We start from the raw sequence: 15,598 nt of genomic DNA, 5'->3' as shown, positions 1-15,598 counted from the left end.
GCCGCATCCCGTTGTTTTCTAGATCATCTTGCCCAGAATTCTACCAGAAATAGCCGCGGTCTAAATTCCCAGGACCTCTTTCATCGAGTAGAGCCCAGGAGCTTTTCCGGCAACAAAGCGCGCCGCACGAATGGCGCCAGCGGCGTAGGGCATTCGGCTTTGCGAGCGGTGGGTGATCTCGATCCGCTCCCCTTGCGCCGCAAAGAGCACGGTGTGGTCGCCGATGATCTCCCCGGCACGAATCGTCGAGAAGCCGATCTGCTGCCGCGGCCGTTCGCCCGTATGCCCCTCCCGGCCAAAGACAGCCACCTCCTCGAGCGACCAGCCGAGCGCCTCGGCAACGATCCGCCCCATCTCCAGCGCCGTTCCCGAAGGGGCATCGACCTTGTGGCGATGGTGCGCTTCGATCACTTCGACGTCGTAGCCCTGCAGGAGCTTTGCCGCAACCGCAAGGAGCTGAAAGACGGCATTGACCCCGACGGCCATATTGGGCGCAAAGACGATGGGAATCGATTGGGCCGCACGGTGAATCTGGTTGCGCCCCTCGGCATCAAATCCGGTGGTGCCGATAACCACCGCGCGCTTCTGGCGCACCGCCTCGTCCAGTATCGCCAACGTCCCATCGGGACGGGTAAAATCGATCACGCAATCGGCGGAGAAAAGTGCCGCCGCAAGATCGTCGGTAATGATCACCCCGGTCTCTTTGCCCAGAAACTGGCCAGCATCCTGCCCGATGGCCGAGGTCCCAGGACGATCAAACGCCGACGCGAGCACGACCCCTGAGTCGGGCGCGAGCGCCGCTTCGATCACCATTCGCCCCATCCGACCACTGGCACCCGCCACGGCAACCTTCACTGCGCTCATCCTCTTTTCCTTTTCCTCTTGAGTGGCACTCTGTGCCCCTTATTGGCTTGGGGCTGCGGGAATCTCGATCGTCTGCAGGCGCGGTGCGGGATTCCCAGCATCATCCGCTCTTTTCTCTTGAGCGGCCACGACGTCGCCGGCCACTTCGCTCAACGCCCCGTTCGCAAAGAAAAGGGTGAGACGGCGTATTTCCACATGCCCCCGCTTGTCGTCAAAGCGATAGAGGTAGTCCCAGCGGTTGTTGCGAAAGGGGTCGACGAGGAGCGGTGAGCCCAACAACAGCCGCACCTCCTCTTGACTCATTCCTTTACGCAGCTTCGCGACCGCCTCCGGCTCGACCCAGTTGCCCTGCCGCACCGGCGCGGAATAGGGAGAAGCGATCGCCGCAACGCGATCAAAAGCGCCCCCCTGCTCTACCGCACAACCCGATAACGCGATTGCCGCGCCCGCAACCCCAGCGACACTTCGACTGAGACGTTGCGCCCGTAGCCAACCATCCCTGCGACTCATCGTTTCCTCGTAAGCCCTTCCCGATGTGAAACTATAGCATGGCTGACGGCGCGTTGACTGCGCGGGTAGCGTATAATCGAAACGATTCTTTTTGTCATCGAGAGCCCTCTGATGAACGCCCATTCTGAAATCGATCTGCGCGAAAAGGGGCTGAAAGCCACCTATCCCCGGTTGAAGATCCTCGAACTTTTCAACCGCGAAGGGGCGCGCCATTTGAGCGCCGATGAGGTCTACCGCGAGCTCCTCGAACAAGGTGTCGAAATTGGCTTGGCGACTGTCTACCGGGTGCTCACCCAATTCGAGCAGGCCGGGGTGCTGATCAAGCACCATTTCGACGGGACCAAGGCGGTTTTCGAACTGGCCGAAAACCGCCATCATGACCACCTCGTCTGCCTCGACTGCGGCCGCATCGTCGAATTCCACGACGAAGAGATCGAAAAGCGGCAAAAGAGCGTAGCAGCGAAGCTCGGCTTTTCATTGGAAGATCATGCGCTGGCCCTCTACGGCCACTGCCTTCAGGGCGCGCAATGCCCCTACCGCAAGGGGTAGCGAAACCGCGCTACGCTTGCGTTCGCTCGCGCATCGCAAGGAGCGACCGGGCGTGCGCAAGCGCCGCCTCGTCGATCGTTTCGCCAGCGACCATCCGCGCCAATTCGCTCACCCTTTCTGCTTCCCCCAACGCTTCGACCCGCGTCACCACCCCTTCCGTTCTGCTCTCTTTGGTGACCCGCCATTGCCAGTCGGCGCAAGCGGCGACCTGTGGCTGGTGCGTGACTGCGAGCACTTGCCGCCAAGTGCCGAGACGCTGCATCAGACGACCCACAACCGCCGCGACACTCCCGCCGATGCCGACATCGACCTCGTCAAAAACGACAGTCGGAATCTCCTCAGCTCCGGTCGACGCCACCTGGATCGCCAGACCAATACGCGCGAGCTCCCCCCCTGAGGCGACTGCAGCCAACGGGGCAGGCGCTTGACCTGGGTTTGCGGTGAAGGTGAAGACGATCCGCTCAACTCCAAATGGCCCTGGTGCCACCGGCTCGAGCGCTACGGCAAAAAGGGCGTGGGGCATGGCAAGGGACCTCAAGAGCGCGACCACCTCCTCCTGTAAGCGGCGCGCAGCCCGTTGCCGCTTGACGGTGAGCCGCGCGGCTGCCTCCTGGTAGTGTTGTTGGGCTTTGCGCTCAGCAGCTGAGAGCTGATCGATGTCGGCCGCCGCTTCGAGCCTTTTCAACCGCTCGGCCCACTCGGCTGCAAGCGCCGGCAGTGCCTCGGGTGCGACTCGGTGCTTGCGTGCAAGATCATGAACCGCAGCGATCCGAGCCGCAAGCGCCGCCAACGCTTCTGGATCCTCCTCCAGGCGAACGAGCTGCCGTTTGAGGGCCGCAGCAGCCTCTTCGAGTTCCGCAGCCGCAGCATCAAGCAGCGTGAGGGGCTCCGCGAGCTCTTGCTCAAACGCTTCGACCGTGCGTAACGAGCGGATCGCGCGATAGACCGCGGTGAGCGCTCCCTCGGGGTCACTGTCGAGCGCGGAAAAGGCGGATGCCACCTGCTCTTTGATCTCCGCGGTGTGACTGAGCCGGCGATATTCGGCCTCCCACTCGCGCCAAGCCGACAACGTGAATGCGACCGGCTGCCACTCTTCGAGCCACCAGCTGAGTCGCTCCCGCTCCTCTGCAAGCCGCCCCTCGGCAGCGACCGCTTCGTCGAGCGCACGTTTGGCGTTTTGCCACCTCTGCCAAGCGGCAGCAACCGCGCTACACTCTTGCCCCGCGTCGGCAAAACGATCGAGGAGCCGCCGCTGGGTCTCAGGCTGCAACAGGGCGTGGTGGGCGTGTTGTCCATGAATGTCGGCGATCCACCCCCCGAGCGCGCGCAGTTGACTCTGCGTCACCGCAACCCCCTGAATCCAGGCGCGCGAGCGGCCGTTGGCGTCCATGGTTCGGCGAATGAGGAGCGGCTCCTCGCTGTCGTGCTCGATCGCCCACTCGAGGAGGAGCTCCTTCGCTTCAGGATTCTCTGGCCAGTCACACTCCAGAACCACCTCAGCCTTGGTAGCCCCCGAACGGACCCAATGGGAGTCGGCGCGTGCGCCGAGGACAAAGGAGAGCGCATCGAGCAGTATCGACTTCCCCGCGCCAGTCTCCCCAGTAAGCGCCCCAAAGCCTGGAGCGAATACGAGATCGAGGTGGTCGATGAGGACAAAATCGCGGATTTCAAGCCGTCGAATCATCGCGGATCACCGTGGCGAGGCGCTCCAATGGAGCTTTTCGCGCAACATCGCGAAGTAGTCGTAATCGAGCGGATGAAGAAAGCGGGCCTCATGCGCGGCACGCCGCACCTGTAACACATCGCACGGCAACATCTCGACGCGCCCTTGTCCGTCGAAATGGACGTCAGCCACATGGCCGGGCAGCAGCGACAAGGTGATCTCTACCTGATCGGGAATCGTAATCGGCCGCGCGGTCAAAGCGTGGGGGCAGAGCGGCACGAGCGCGATCCCTGCGACCTGCGGGTGAAGAATCGGACCATTCGCCGACAACGCGTAGGCAGTGGAGCCGGTTGGAGTGGCGATAATCATTCCGTCCGAACGTTGCGTGTAGACCATCTGGCCATCGATCCGCAACTCGAACTCGATCATCCGGCCCAAGTCCCCCTTGTTCATCACGATATCGTTCAGCGCGTGGCTTGCGGCAATGACGCCCCCATGCCGAACGATCCGTCCGGAAAGAAGTGAACGACGCTCTTCACGGTACTCCCCGTTGAGAATCCGTTCGAGCTGGGGAATCGCATCCGCACGGGCAATATCGGTGAGAAACCCTACGCGCCCGAGATTGACCCCAACGAGCGGGACATCATGTTCGACCAGCTGGCGAGCAGCATTGAGCATCGTCCCATCCCCGCCAAGAATCACCGCCAAGTCCACCATTTGCGCCAAGCGCGAAAAAGGGGCTGTCGGCCAGCGGGAAGCGGTCTCGTCATCGTGCGCCAGGCTCGACGATTCGATCACCACCGAACAGCCGATTTGCGCGAGCCATTCGGCAATCGCCTCGAGCGCAGCGCGTGCCTCAGGGTAGCGAACTTTTCCCGCAAGTCCAATCGATTGAAAATGCAAGCCCATGACCCCATTGTAGCGAAAAGCTGCGCTGGTGGTAAGATGGCTGAGTTACAGTGACCTTGACACGCCATGCTGGACGAACGGAGTCGTATTCTCCTCAAAACGCTCGTGGAGCGCTATATCGCCGAAGGGCAGCCGATCGGCTCAAGGACGCTCTCGCGCGCCAGTGGCTTGACCCTCTCCCCCGCCACCGTTCGCAACATCATGAGCGACCTCGAGGAGCTGGGCCTGGTGATGAGCCCCCACACGTCGGCTGGTCGTGCCCCAACAGCAGCAGGCTACCGTTTCTACCTCGACAAGCTCATCTCGATTCAGCAGCTCGATCAGCGGTTGATCGCCGATCTTCGCCAAGAGCTCACGCCTGACCAGCCGCAACAACTGATTCGTCGCGCATCGCAACTCCTTGCCGAGCTCACCCAATTTGCCGGCATCGTGATGGCCCCTAAACGGGAAGCGGAACGACTTCGCCATATCGAATTCGTTCCCCTCTCCGGTAACCGGATGTTGCTTATTCTCGTCACCGAAAGCGGTGAGGTGTTGAATCGGCTGCTCACTGCGCCGCGCGCGCTCTCGGCTTCGGAACTCGTTGAAGCGAGCAACTACCTCACGGCCCAATTCGCCGGTAAGACCCTGGAGGAGATGCGCGAAGCGTTGGCCAAGGAGCTCAACCGGATGCGCGAGAGCATCTCCGAGTTGATGAAGCTCGCCCTCACCGTCCCCCTTCCCGAGGATGATCCTTACGTCGTCTCTGGCGAAAACCGGCTTCTGGAGGTGGGTGAATTCGCGAGCAACATGGAGCGGCTGCGCGAGCTCTTCGCCCTTTTTGAACAGCGGACGGCGCTCCTGCGGTTGCTGGAGCAGGCAGCGCACGCGAAGGGGGTGCAGATCTACATCGGAGCTGAGTCGGGGATTACTGAGCTCGAAGAGTGTTCGTTGATTGCGGCAAACTACTCTGTCCAGGGGCGGATTGTCGGTTCGATCGGTGTGATCGGCCCGACGCGGATGGCTTATGACCGCGTCATTCCGATCGTCGATATCACCGCAAAACTCTTGACCCAGGCGCTCAGCCAGTACGAGGAGCTGCAACGATGAACCGGCCACCCGCCTCTGAGTTGGCCAACGAAACCCAATGTCGTGCGTTCCATGAGCAATTGAAGTACACCACGGCGGTTCTTCTCGTCAACCTCGGCTCCCCCGACGCCCCGACCCCCGCAGCGACGCGCCGCTACCTCCGCGAGTTCCTCACCGACCGGCGGGTCATCGAACTCCCCTCTTGGCTGTGGCGCCCGATTCTGGAGCTGGCGATTCTCCCCCGGCGCCCGAAGGCGAGCGCAGCCAAATACGCCAAAATCTGGACCGCGGAGGGCTCACCGCTCACGGTGGCGACAAAACGCCTGGCCGAAGCCCTCGCGCACCACTGGGGCGAGCAGGGCCCGCTGGTGCGCTGGGCGATGCGCTACGGTAACCCCAACGTTCGGGAGGTTTTGGCAGCACTGCAAGAGGAAGGGGTGCGGCGGCTCCTCGTCGTACCGCTCTACCCCCAATACTGCGCAAGCACCACGGCGTCGGTCTTCGACGCCGTCGTAGCGACCCTGCAGAAGTGGCGTGATCTTCCCGAGCTCCGTTTCATACGCAACTGGCACGACCATCCGCTTTGGGTCGGGCGCGTCGCCGCGACGATTCGCCGTGCTTGGGAGGTAAGCGGTGAGCCGGAGCAGCTCCTCTTTAGTTTCCATGGGATGCCCAAAAAGACCCTCTTTGCCGGCGACCCCTACCACTGTGAGTGTCAGAAGAGCGCGCGCCTTATCGCGGAGGCGTTGGGGCTACCCCGTGAGCGGTGGCAGGTCACCTTTCAATCGCGCTTTGGCCCGGCCGAGTGGCTGCAACCGTACACTCAGGAGCGGCTCGAGGAGCTCGCCCGTTCCGGTGTCAAACGGGTTGCTGTGGTCTGTCCCGGGTTTGTCGCCGATTGTCTCGAGACCCTCGAAGAGATCGGGATCGAATGCCGTGAAGCGTTCCTTGCCGCTGGCGGCGAGCACTTCACCTATATCCCGTGCCTCAACGACAACCCCGAATGGGTCAGAGATTTTGCCGCAATCCTCTCTGACCATCTCCACGGCTGGCCGATGGTCACACGTCCGGAGTACGCTCGCTCATGATTCTTCCCCCTTGGCTTCGCCTCGCGCTTCATTGGCTGTTGAACGCCGTTGCCCTCCTGGTCGTTGCCGAATGGGTCGACGGGATCACCGTGACCGGTTACGGCGCAGCACTGCTGACTGCGCTGGTTTTGGGCATCATCAACTGGTCGATCAAACCACTCCTTCTCCTCCTCACGTTGCCGGCAACCGTATTCACGCTCGGTTTTTTTGCCCTGGTGATCAACGCGCTCCTTTTTTGGGCTGCCACCGGAATCGTCCCCGGGGTGGTCGTGGCCGACTTCTGGGCGGCATTCTGGGGGGCGCTTCTCTACAGCATTCTGACCGGGATTATTGCTATTGCACTCTCTGACCCCCATAGTGATTGGACGGTGCGTTGGCGCATCGAGCGTCGCCGCTGGAAAAGGGGCGACAAAGACCTTTGGTTGTAGAAGGAGAGAACGAAATGGAACCGCTGATGATCCCTTGCCCGCAATGCCACGCGTTGAACCGCGTCCCAGCAGAGCGCCTGGGCGACAACCCCGTCTGCGGGAAGTGTAAGAGTGCGCTTTTTCCGGGAAGACCGATCGAGGTCGATTCGGCCTGGTTTGGCCGGCATGTCCTTCAGCCGTCGATTCCTGTCGTCGTCGACTTCTGGGCCCCCTGGTGCGGTCCTTGCCGGATGATGGCGCCCCACTTTGCTGAGGCGGCCAAGCGGGCACCGAACATCCACTTCGTCAAAGTCGATACCGAAGTGAACCCCGATTTGGCCGCGCAATACGCGATTCGCAGCATCCCAACAATCGCGCTCTTCCGCGGCGGTCGCGAGGTGACGCGGACAAGCGGTGCGATGGATGCGCAACGGCTCCTCACCTGGATCCAAGGAAGCCTGCGATGACGAACCCGGTTGTCCTCATCCCAGGGTGGCGGTTGGGGCGAGGGCCGCTCACGGCGCTTGCCGATGCGCTCAACGCAAGCTGGTACGATCTCCCTGGCTACCGCGAAACACCCTTCACCACCGACTTTGCCGAAGCGGTCGACCGGCTCGTCACCTCGCTCCCTGAGGGGGCGGTGGTTGTGGGCTGGTCGCTGGGAGGGATGTTCGCCCTTGCCGCTGCCGCACAAGCCCCGCAGAAGGTCGCCGGGGCGGTCGTGATCAGCGCCACCCCCTCCTTCGTCACCCGCCCCGGCTGGCCCCATGGTCTGACCCCCGAAGCACTCGCCGAATTCCGTACGGCAATCGCCGCCGACGAACCAGCGATGCTGCCGCGCTTCATCGGCGGGTTTCTTCGCGGGGAACCGGACCACAAAACGCTCACCGCGCAGCTCCTCTCCTTGGTGGATCCCGCGCCAGAACTCCCGGTGTTGCTCGCAGGACTCGAGTGGCTCGCCACCGTCGACCTTCGTCCGCTGTTGCCTACCCTTACCCAGCCGGTGCTGGTGATCCATGGAGAGGCCGATCCCCTCATCCCCTGCGCCGCCGGCCGCGCGATTGCCGACGCCGTACCACACGGCCAGTTGCTCGCGCTTCCCCAAGCCGCACACGCCCCGTTTCTCCGCCACCAAGAGGTGATCGTCGAGGCGATCTCGACCCTTTCGCACCCCGGTCTTCACGTCTGACCAGCCCCCCTTGAAAGCGGTCGCGACGGCCCCTATTTCATTACAATTGAACCACGAGAATGGGAGCAACGCTTTATGACTCAGCAACAGAGCAAAACCCAAGCATCCTCTGCCGCGCAGAATGAACCGGTGCAAACGGGGGCCAAGACCGTGACCACGGCCCACTTGGCTGAAGAGGCAGAGGCAAAGGAGGGGGCTGTCGATTCGGTTCCCGACTTGCAAGAGCTTCTTCGCCAGGCTGAATTGAAGGCTGCCGAGCACTACGACGCGTGGCTGCGGGCCAAGGCGGAAGCGGAAAACGCCCGGCGGCGCGCGGAAGAGGAGATCGCCAAAGCGCGGCGCTACGCCGTCGATAAATTTGCTGCGGCGCTCCTGCCGGTGAAAGACAGTCTGGAAGCGGCTCTTGCCACGGAGAATCAGACGGTGGAGAATCTGCGCGAAGGGGTTGAACTCACGTTGAAACAACTGACAACGGCACTCGCGCAGTTTGGTATCCAGGAGGAGAACCCGCACGGAAGCAAGTTTGACCCTAACCGTCACCAAGCGATCGGCATGATCGAAATGGAGGGCGAACCCAACCAGGTGGCGCAAGTCCTGCAAAAAGGGTATCTCATCCACGATCGCGTTCTCCGTCCCGCGCTCGTAATGGTCACGAAAGCGAAGAGCGCCTCTTGAAAGTGCGCGGGGCAGCCCGCATAATGAACAACAGTTCCAACACAGAAACGTTATAGGAGTCAACAATGGGCAAAATCATCGGTATCGATTTGGGAACCACCAACAGCTGCGTTGCGGTGATGGAGAATGGCAAGCCGCGCGTGATCGAAAACTCGGAAGGGGCACGCACGACGCCGTCGGTCGTCGCGTACACCGCTGACGGTGAAATCCTTGTTGGAGCGCCGGCAAAACGGCAAGCCGTGACCAATGCGGCCAACACCTTCTACGCGATCAAGCGGCTGATCGGTCGTCGCTTCGAAGACCCTGAAGTGCAAAAAGACATCAAGCTGATGCCGTACAAGATCATCCGCGCCGACAATGGTGACGCGTGGGTGGAAACCTCTACGGGGAAAAAGCTCTCGCCGCAGCAGATTTCGGCCGAGGTGCTGCGCAAAATGAAAAAGACCGCCGAAGACTACCTCGGCGAAGAGGTGACCGAAGCGGTGATCACCGTTCCGGCCTACTTCAACGACGCGCAACGCCAGGCGACCAAAGACGCTGGTCGGATCGCGGGGCTTGAGGTGAAGCGGATCATCAACGAGCCGACTGCAGCCGCGCTCGCCTATGGTCTCGACAAAAAGCCGGGCGACAGCAAGATCGCGGTCTACGACCTCGGCGGGGGTACCTTCGACATCTCGATCATCGAAATCGCGGAGGTCGATGGTGAACACCAATTTGAGGTCCTTGCGACCAATGGCGACACCTTCCTCGGCGGCGAAGACTTCGACAACCGGTTGATCGACTACATCGTCGCTGAATTCCAAAAAGAGCAAGGGGTGGATCTCAAGAAAGATCCCTTGGCGATGCAGCGGCTGAAAGAGGCGGCGGAAAAGGCGAAGATCGAACTCTCCTCGAGCCAGCAGACTGAGGTGAACCTCCCCTACATCACCGCGGATGCGTCGGGCCCGAAACACCTGGCGATGCGGATCACCCGGGCGAAGTTCGAATCGCTCGTCGAAGACCTCATTGAACGGACGATCGAACCGTGCCGCATCGCGCTCAAGGACGCGGGTCTGACCATCAAGGATATCGACGAGGTGATCCTGGTCGGCGGCCAAACCCGGATGCCGAAGGTGCAAGAGAAGGTCAAGGAGTTCTTCGGCAAAGAGCCGCGTAAAGATGTCAACCCCGACGAGGCGGTTGCGATCGGTGCGGCGATCCAGGCGGGGGTCTTGCAAGGGGAAGTGAAGGATGTGCTGCTCCTCGACGTCACGCCCCTTTCACTCGGGATCGAGACGCTCGGCGGCGTGATGACCAAGCTCATCCAGAAAAACACGACGATCCCGACGAAGGCGACGCAGATCTTCTCTACGGCTGACGACAACCAAACCGCGGTCACGATCCGGGTCTTCCAAGGGGAGCGCGAAATGGCGCGCGACAATAAACTCCTTGGTGAATTCAACCTGGAAGGGATCCGTCCTGCGCCGCGCGGCGTGCCGCAGATCGAGGTGACCTTTGACATCGACGCGAACGGCATCTTGCACGTTTCGGCGAAAGACAAGGATACCGGTAAAGAGAACAAGATCACGATCAAGGCGAACTCTGGGCTCACCGAAGAGCAGATCCAGCAGATGATCCGCGACGCCGAGCTCCACGCCGCCGAGGACCGCCGGATGCGCGAGCTGGTGGAAGCGCGGAACCAGTGCGACGCGCTCATCCACTCGGTGAAGAAGTCGCTGGGTGAAGTGAGTGACAAGGTGGCTGCCGCCGACAAAGCCCAAGTTGACGCGGCGATCGAAGAGGCAGAACGCGCGTCGAAAGGTGAAGACAAAGCGGCGATTGAAGCGGCGATGGAGAAACTCGCGCGCGTGAGTGCCGAAGTGATGCAAAAAGCGCAAAGCGCAAGCAGCACGACTACGGGCGCCACCGGCTCCGCTACGGCCGCCCAAGACGCCGACGTGGTCGACGCCGAATTCACCGAGGTGAAGAACGACAGGAAGTCGTGACGCGCCTCACCCTTGCGCCCTTCTGCACGAAGCCGTCACCGGAGCCGGTGGCGGTTTCTTTTGCCTTTTCTGTGATGGATAGCCCATGACCGAGATCGACCTCTACGCCGTTCTGGAAGTATCGCGCGACGCGTCGGCCGCGGAGATCAAAAAGGCGTACCGCCGGCTCGCGATGAAATACCACCCCGACCGCAATCCCGACAATAAGGAAGCGGAAGAGAAGTTCAAAGAGATCCAACGCGCCTACGACATCCTCTCCGACGAGAAGAAGCGCGCGGCCTACGATCGCTACGGCATGGCGGGCGTTGACCCGAGCGCTGCGGCGGCACAAGCTCGTCCGCGCGGTTTTGACGACTTCTCCAGTGCTTTTGGCGATATTTTTGAAGACCTTTTTGGCAGCGGCAGCACACGCCGCAGCCGTACCCAGGTCTATCGCGGGGCCGATCTGCGCTACCACCTCGAGATCACCCTGGAAGAGGCGGCGCACGGTGCGAGCAAAACGATTCGCATTCCCACCTATGAAGCCTGTCCCACCTGCCACGGCAGCGGTGCCAAACCGGGAACACAGCCCCGCACCTGCCCCACCTGCGGGGGCGCAGGTCAGGTCCGAATGCAGCAGGGTTTCTTTTCGATCCAACAGACCTGCCCCGACTGCCACGGCGCGGGAACGATCATCACCGACCCCTGCCCCGAGTGCCGCGGTGCGGGTCGGATTCGCCGCCACAAAACCCTCGAGGTTAAAATCCCCGCAGGGATCGATTCCGGGATGCGGTTGCGGCAAAGTGGTTACGGCGAGCCGGGGATCAACGGAGGGCCACCGGGCGATCTCTATGTCGAGATCCATGTCAAGCCCCACCCCATTTTCCAGCGTGACGGCGACGATCTCCATTGCGAAATGCCCATTTCCATCGTCACCGCTGCGCTCGGCGGCGAGATCGAGATTCCGACACTCGACGGCTCTGCCCGTCTGAGAATTCCGCCAGAAACCCAGACCGGACAAGTTTTCCGCCTCCGCGGCAAGGGGATCAGGAACGTCCGTCACCACGGCTACGGTGACCTCTACTGTCATGTCGTCGTCGAAACGCCGGTGAACCTCACCGAGCGACAAAAGGAGCTTCTGCGGGAATTTGAGGCGATTGGCCGCGAACACCACGAAAAACAGCAACCGAAGAGCAAGAGTTGGCTCGACCGCGTCCGGGAGTTCTTCACGGCGAGCCCCTCAGAGCGCGCTGACGAGGAGTAAGGCTCAACAAAGCGATGCGCCCGCCGAAACTCGTCTGCCGCCTCTGGCTGACGCTCCCGTCGCTCTGGCTGGTCTCAGACCTTCACCTTGACCCCTTTACGGTGACGGAGCGGCAAAAACGGTTTGAGGAGTGGCTCGCATCGCTCCCCATTGGGGAGCCGGTCGCGATTCTCGGCGATCTTTTCGATTACTGGATCGGGGATGACTGGTCCCCTGCCCCGTTCGCCTCGCTTTGGGCTACTTTCGCTACTCAGTCAGAAAAGCGCCTGATTCTTTTTCAAGCAGGAAACCGCGACTTTCTCGCTGGTCGCCAACTCGCCCGCCGTCTGGGGTGGCGTCGCCTCCCTCCTCTTGCAGGCGTTGTGATTGGCAAAGAGCGGTATCTCCTCACCCACGGCGACGCCCTCTGTTGGCAGGAACCGGACTATCTCGCGTGGCGGGCGCAGTCACGTTCTCCCCACTGGCAAAAGGCGTTCCTCGCCCAACCGCTCGATGTGCGGCTCGAATTTGCCCAGAAGCTGCGTGCAGCAAGCCGCGCGCGGCGCGACTACCCGGAAGATGTCAGTAACGAGGCGGTCGAAGCGTTGCTGACCCGTTACCCCTCTGCCCACCTCATCCATGGTCACACCCATCAGCCGAAGCAATTCACCTACCGGTTGCGCGGTCAGGATAAGCCCCAGATGCGTTGGGTTCTTGCCGAGTGGCGCGAAGATGGGGGGAGAGCGGTCGCCCGCCTCGACCGGGAAGGGTTTCACCGCGCCGCGAGCGCCTGATCGAGGTCGGCGATGAGATCCTCCGGGTCTTCGAGTCCCACCGAGAGGCGAATGAGCCCCTCGGTGATTCCCATCGCGGCCCGAACCTCGGGGGCAACCCGCCCGTGGGTTGTCGACGCCGGATGGGTGATCGTGCTTTTCGCATCCCCGAGATTCGCGGTGATCGAGAAGAGCCGCACCCGATCGATCACACCCCACGCAGCCTCTCGGCCACCGGCAATCTCGAACGCGACAATCCCGCCAAACCCCCGCTGCTGCCGTTTGGCCAACAGATGGTGCGGGTGGCTCGGCAACCCGGGATAGAAAACACGGGCGACGCGCGGATGGTTCGCCAGAAACTCGGCCACCTGCATCGCATGGTCGCAATGGGCCGCCATGCGAATCGGCAACGTCTCTAACCCTTTCGTCAGAACCCATGCGTTGAAGGGCGAAAGGGACGGGCCAGCAGTGCGCAGGAAGCGAACCAACGGCTCAGCTAAATCACGACGGGTCACCACCGCCCCCCCCAACACCCGCCCATGACCGTCGAGGTATTTCGTCGCCGAATGGACGACGAGATCGGCCCCGAACGCCAAGGGCTGTTGCAGGATCGGGGTACAGAAGCAGTTGTCGACGACAAAGAGCGCCCCGACAGCGTGGCTCAACTGCGCGACGGCATTGAGGTCGATCACTTCGGTGAGGGGATTGGTGGGGCTCTCGCAATAGACCAGACGCGGACGGGTTGCCGCAATCACCCGTTCAGCCGCGGCAAGATCGGTGAGATCAACCCACTCGGTGGTCACCCCAAAGCGGGAGAGAATCTGGGAGAAGAGCTGCTGGGTCGCGCCAAAGAGCCCCCGCCCGGCAACGATCCGATCGCCTGCCTGACAAAAGGTCATCACCACGGCAAGGATCGCCGCCATCCCCGAAGCGGTCGCAATCCCCTCTTCGCCCCCTTCGAGTGCAGCGAGACGACTTTCGAAGGTTGCTACCGTCGGGTTGGCGTAGCGCGAATAGACGAACCCCGTCTCTTCACCAGCAAAGCGCGCCGCCGCCTGTGCCGCGGAAGTAAAAACAAAGCTCGAGGTGAGGTAGAGCGCCTCACTGTGCTCCTGAAAGTGGCTCCGTTCGAGCCCTTGGCGCACCGCTATGGTCTTGGCCCTCATACACCCCCCTCTTCACCGCTTGTGGTCAGAGTCAGGTCCAGCTGGTGCCCAGTCGCAGCTTCCTCTTTACCGCTTCGTGACCTGCGGGATTCGACCTCGTTGAGGTACTCTTGCGAGACGTCACCGGTAATGTAGTGGCCGTCGAAACAGGAGGCCTCAAAGTGGGTGATCTCGGGGTTGAGTTCGCGCACGGCCGCCTTCAGATCCTCGAGGCTCTGGTAGAGAATCCGGTCGGCGCCGATCTCTTGGCAAATCTCCTCATCGGTGCGAAAGGCCGCGATCAATTCACTCCGCGTCGGCATGTCGATCCCATAGACGTTGGCGTAGCGCACCGGTGGGGCAGCAGAGGCGAGAATCACCCGTTTGGCGCCCGCGTCACGCGCCATCTGGACGATTTCGCGCGAGGTGGTGCCGCGGACGATTGAATCATCGACGATGAGGACCGATTTGCCCGCAAACTCCTGTTCGATGACGTTGAGTTTCTGCCGGACCGACTTTTTCCGCACCGCCTGCCCAGGCATGATGAAGGTCCGCCCGATGTAGCGGTTTTTGACAAACCCCTCGCGGTAAGGAACGCCGAGGCGGTGGGCCATCTCCATCGCGGCGGGGCGCGACGAATCGGGGACCGGAATCACCACGTCGACGGTCTCATGAGGCATGAGCGCCCGAAAACGGGTGGCGAGCTTCTCCCCCATCTTGACCCTCGCGTCATAGACTGAAACCCCGTCGAGCAGCGAATCGGGGCGGGCGAGATAGACAAACTCAAAGAGGCAACTCGCGAGCATCGGCCGGTCGGCACACTGCTCAGCGCGCATTCCGCGGTCGAGCGAAAAGAGGATCGCCTCACCCGGCGCGACATCCCGCACCCGCTCAAACCCGAGGACGTCGAGCGCGACCGATTCGGACGCGACCATCCATTCGGTCCCCCGCATTCCTTGGCGCTTACCGAAGACGAGCGGGCGAATGCCGAAGGGGTCGCGGAAGGCGAGGAGCCCGTACCCAGCGATCATCGCAACGACCGCGTAAGCCCCCCGGCAGCGGCGATGGACCCCGCGAACCGCGGCAAAAACCGCTTCGTCGGTCAGCTCGAGCCCCGTGGCGTTCATCTGCAGCTCGTGCGCGAGCACGTTGAGGATCACCTCAGAGTCGGAGTTGGTGTTGATGTGCCGCCGATCGGTGCGAAAGAGCTCTGCCTTGAGCGCCTCGGCATTCGTCAGGTTGCCGTTATGGGCGAGCAGAATCCCAAAGGGAGAATTGACGTAGAAGGGTTGCGCCTCTGAGACGTCACAGGGGTCTCCCGCAGTAGGGTAGCGCACGTGGCCGATCCCCCAGGTACCGATGAGGCTGCGCATGTTGCGGGTGCGAAAGACGTCGCGAACAAGCCCGGGCCCTTTGTGAAGATAGAAGCGACCGTCGGCACCAGTGGCGATCCCGGCGGCATCTTGCCCGCGGTGTTGCAAAACGAGCAGCCCATCGTAGAGGATCTGGTTGACCGGCTCCTCTGCCACAACCCCAATGACGCCACACATC

At 62.0% G+C, this 15,598-nt stretch carries 16 protein-coding genes; 10 read left to right on the top strand and 6 right to left on the bottom strand.

The features are described from left to right. Positions 1–60: 60 nt before the first annotated feature. Both dapB and ACYQ6T_RS01455 read right to left on the bottom strand, forming a co-directional pair. Complete coding sequence (gene dapB / locus ACYQ6T_RS01460) at positions 61–864, bottom strand: 4-hydroxy-tetrahydrodipicolinate reductase (RefSeq protein ID WP_459826739.1); 804 nt, start codon at positions 862–864, stop codon at positions 61–63. 39 nt (positions 865–903) lie between these two features. Further along, positions 904–1,374 carry an outer membrane protein assembly factor BamE gene (locus ACYQ6T_RS01455; protein WP_459826737.1) on the bottom strand — a complete coding sequence of 157 codons (471 nt, stop codon included), beginning with the start codon at positions 1,372–1,374 and terminating at the stop codon, positions 904–906. 111 nt (positions 1,375–1,485) lie between these two features. Between ACYQ6T_RS01455 and fur the strand changes: the two genes are divergently transcribed. After that, positions 1,486–1,923, top strand: a complete 438-nt coding sequence (fur, locus tag ACYQ6T_RS01450) for a ferric iron uptake transcriptional regulator (RefSeq protein ID WP_459826735.1) — start codon at positions 1,486–1,488, stop codon at positions 1,921–1,923. Positions 1,924–1,933: 10 nt separating this feature from the next. Here the strand turns inward: fur and recN are convergent, their stop codons facing one another. Both recN and ACYQ6T_RS01440 read right to left on the bottom strand, forming a co-directional pair. Next, the gene (gene recN / locus ACYQ6T_RS01445; protein WP_459826734.1) at positions 1,934–3,607 is read right to left on the bottom strand and encodes a DNA repair protein RecN; all 1,674 of its coding nucleotides are present in this window, start codon (positions 3,605–3,607) and stop codon (positions 1,934–1,936) included. A 6-nt stretch (positions 3,608–3,613) separates the two neighbouring features. Continuing rightward, positions 3,614–4,495 (bottom strand): NAD(+)/NADH kinase, encoded by an 882-nt coding sequence (locus ACYQ6T_RS01440; protein ID WP_459826732.1) that lies wholly within the window; start codon positions 4,493–4,495, stop codon positions 3,614–3,616. Positions 4,496–4,561: 66 nt separating this feature from the next. Here ACYQ6T_RS01440 and hrcA point away from each other — a divergent pair, with 66 nt between their 5' ends. The 9 genes from hrcA to ACYQ6T_RS01395 all read left to right on the top strand — a co-directional run bounded on the left by hrcA (position 4,562) and on the right by ACYQ6T_RS01395 (position 12,923). Further along, positions 4,562–5,584: a heat-inducible transcriptional repressor HrcA gene (gene hrcA, locus ACYQ6T_RS01435; RefSeq protein ID WP_459826730.1), complete on the top strand. Its 1,023-nt coding sequence runs from the start codon at positions 4,562–4,564 to the stop codon at positions 5,582–5,584. After that, positions 5,581–6,651 (top strand): ferrochelatase, encoded by a 1,071-nt coding sequence (gene hemH / locus ACYQ6T_RS01430; protein WP_459826728.1) that lies wholly within the window; start codon positions 5,581–5,583, stop codon positions 6,649–6,651. Before hrcA ends, hemH begins: the two co-directional genes overlap by 4 nt. Beyond that, positions 6,648–7,079 (top strand): phage holin family protein, encoded by a 432-nt coding sequence (locus tag ACYQ6T_RS01425; RefSeq protein WP_459826726.1) that lies wholly within the window; start codon positions 6,648–6,650, stop codon positions 7,077–7,079. The genes hemH and ACYQ6T_RS01425 overlap by 4 nt, the downstream gene beginning before the upstream one ends. A 14-nt stretch (positions 7,080–7,093) precedes the next feature. After that, complete coding sequence (trxC, locus tag ACYQ6T_RS01420; protein ID WP_459826724.1) at positions 7,094–7,525, top strand: thioredoxin TrxC; 432 nt, start codon at positions 7,094–7,096, stop codon at positions 7,523–7,525. After that, positions 7,522–8,247, top strand: coding sequence for an alpha/beta fold hydrolase (locus ACYQ6T_RS01415; protein ID WP_459826723.1), 726 nt, complete (start codon positions 7,522–7,524; stop codon positions 8,245–8,247). Before trxC ends, ACYQ6T_RS01415 begins: the two co-directional genes overlap by 4 nt. A 75-nt stretch (positions 8,248–8,322) precedes the next feature. After that, complete coding sequence (gene grpE / locus ACYQ6T_RS01410; RefSeq protein ID WP_459826721.1) at positions 8,323–8,922, top strand: nucleotide exchange factor GrpE; 600 nt, start codon at positions 8,323–8,325, stop codon at positions 8,920–8,922. A gap of 65 nt (positions 8,923–8,987) precedes the next feature. Further along, complete coding sequence (gene dnaK / locus ACYQ6T_RS01405) at positions 8,988–10,907, top strand: molecular chaperone DnaK (RefSeq protein ID WP_459826719.1); 1,920 nt, start codon at positions 8,988–8,990, stop codon at positions 10,905–10,907. Positions 10,908–10,992: 85 nt separating this feature from the next. Next, the gene (gene dnaJ / locus ACYQ6T_RS01400; RefSeq protein WP_459826717.1) at positions 10,993–12,150 is read left to right on the top strand and encodes a molecular chaperone DnaJ; all 1,158 of its coding nucleotides are present in this window, start codon (positions 10,993–10,995) and stop codon (positions 12,148–12,150) included. A gap of 14 nt (positions 12,151–12,164) precedes the next feature. Next, on the top strand, positions 12,165–12,923 hold the full coding sequence (locus ACYQ6T_RS01395) for a UDP-2,3-diacylglucosamine diphosphatase (protein ID WP_459826715.1): 759 nt from the start codon (positions 12,165–12,167) through the stop codon (positions 12,921–12,923). Here the strand turns inward: ACYQ6T_RS01395 and ACYQ6T_RS01390 are convergent. After that, positions 12,902–14,068: an O-succinylhomoserine sulfhydrylase gene (locus ACYQ6T_RS01390; protein ID WP_459826713.1), complete on the bottom strand. Its 1,167-nt coding sequence runs from the start codon at positions 14,066–14,068 to the stop codon at positions 12,902–12,904. The two genes, ACYQ6T_RS01395 and ACYQ6T_RS01390, sit on opposite strands and share 22 nt — an antisense overlap. Then, positions 14,065–15,597 carry an amidophosphoribosyltransferase gene (gene purF, locus ACYQ6T_RS01385; protein ID WP_459826712.1) on the bottom strand — a complete coding sequence of 511 codons (1,533 nt, stop codon included), beginning with the start codon at positions 15,595–15,597 and terminating at the stop codon, positions 14,065–14,067. Before purF ends, ACYQ6T_RS01390 begins: the two co-directional genes overlap by 4 nt. Position 15,598: the final 1 nt, after the last annotated feature.

Source organism: Hydrogenophilus islandicus (assembly GCF_054657095.1).
The sequence above is the reverse complement of the archived record's forward strand: the minus strand, read 5'-3'. Positions and strand labels throughout refer to the sequence as shown.

Excerpts from the sequence above, each read along its gene's own strand:
- ACYQ6T_RS01415 (WP_459826723.1), top strand. The coding sequence starts at position 7,522 with ATGACGAACCCGGTTGTCCTCATCCCAGGGTGGCGGTTGGGGCGAGGG.
- dnaJ (WP_459826717.1), top strand. The coding sequence starts at position 10,993 with ATGACCGAGATCGACCTCTACGCCGTTCTGGAAGTATCGCGCGACGCG.
- recN (WP_459826734.1), bottom strand. The coding sequence starts at position 3,607 with ATGATTCGACGGCTTGAAATCCGCGATTTTGTCCTCATCGACCACCTC.
- grpE (WP_459826721.1), top strand. The coding sequence starts at position 8,323 with ATGACTCAGCAACAGAGCAAAACCCAAGCATCCTCTGCCGCGCAGAAT.
- dapB (WP_459826739.1), bottom strand. The coding sequence starts at position 864 with ATGAGCGCAGTGAAGGTTGCCGTGGCGGGTGCCAGTGGTCGGATGGGG.
- hrcA (WP_459826730.1), top strand. The coding sequence starts at position 4,562 with ATGCTGGACGAACGGAGTCGTATTCTCCTCAAAACGCTCGTGGAGCGC.
- dnaK (WP_459826719.1), top strand. The coding sequence starts at position 8,988 with ATGGGCAAAATCATCGGTATCGATTTGGGAACCACCAACAGCTGCGTT.
- ACYQ6T_RS01440 (WP_459826732.1), bottom strand. The coding sequence starts at position 4,495 with ATGGGCTTGCATTTTCAATCGATTGGACTTGCGGGAAAAGTTCGCTAC.
- ACYQ6T_RS01390 (WP_459826713.1), bottom strand. The coding sequence starts at position 14,068 with ATGAGGGCCAAGACCATAGCGGTGCGCCAAGGGCTCGAACGGAGCCAC.
- ACYQ6T_RS01395 (WP_459826715.1), top strand. The coding sequence starts at position 12,165 with ATGCGCCCGCCGAAACTCGTCTGCCGCCTCTGGCTGACGCTCCCGTCG.
- purF (WP_459826712.1), bottom strand. The coding sequence starts at position 15,597 with ATGTGTGGCGTCATTGGGGTTGTGGCAGAGGAGCCGGTCAACCAGATC.
- ACYQ6T_RS01455 (WP_459826737.1), bottom strand. The coding sequence starts at position 1,374 with ATGAGTCGCAGGGATGGTTGGCTACGGGCGCAACGTCTCAGTCGAAGT.
- hemH (WP_459826728.1), top strand. The coding sequence starts at position 5,581 with ATGAACCGGCCACCCGCCTCTGAGTTGGCCAACGAAACCCAATGTCGT.
- trxC (WP_459826724.1), top strand. The coding sequence starts at position 7,094 with ATGGAACCGCTGATGATCCCTTGCCCGCAATGCCACGCGTTGAACCGC.
- ACYQ6T_RS01425 (WP_459826726.1), top strand. The coding sequence starts at position 6,648 with ATGATTCTTCCCCCTTGGCTTCGCCTCGCGCTTCATTGGCTGTTGAAC.
- fur (WP_459826735.1), top strand. The coding sequence starts at position 1,486 with ATGAACGCCCATTCTGAAATCGATCTGCGCGAAAAGGGGCTGAAAGCC.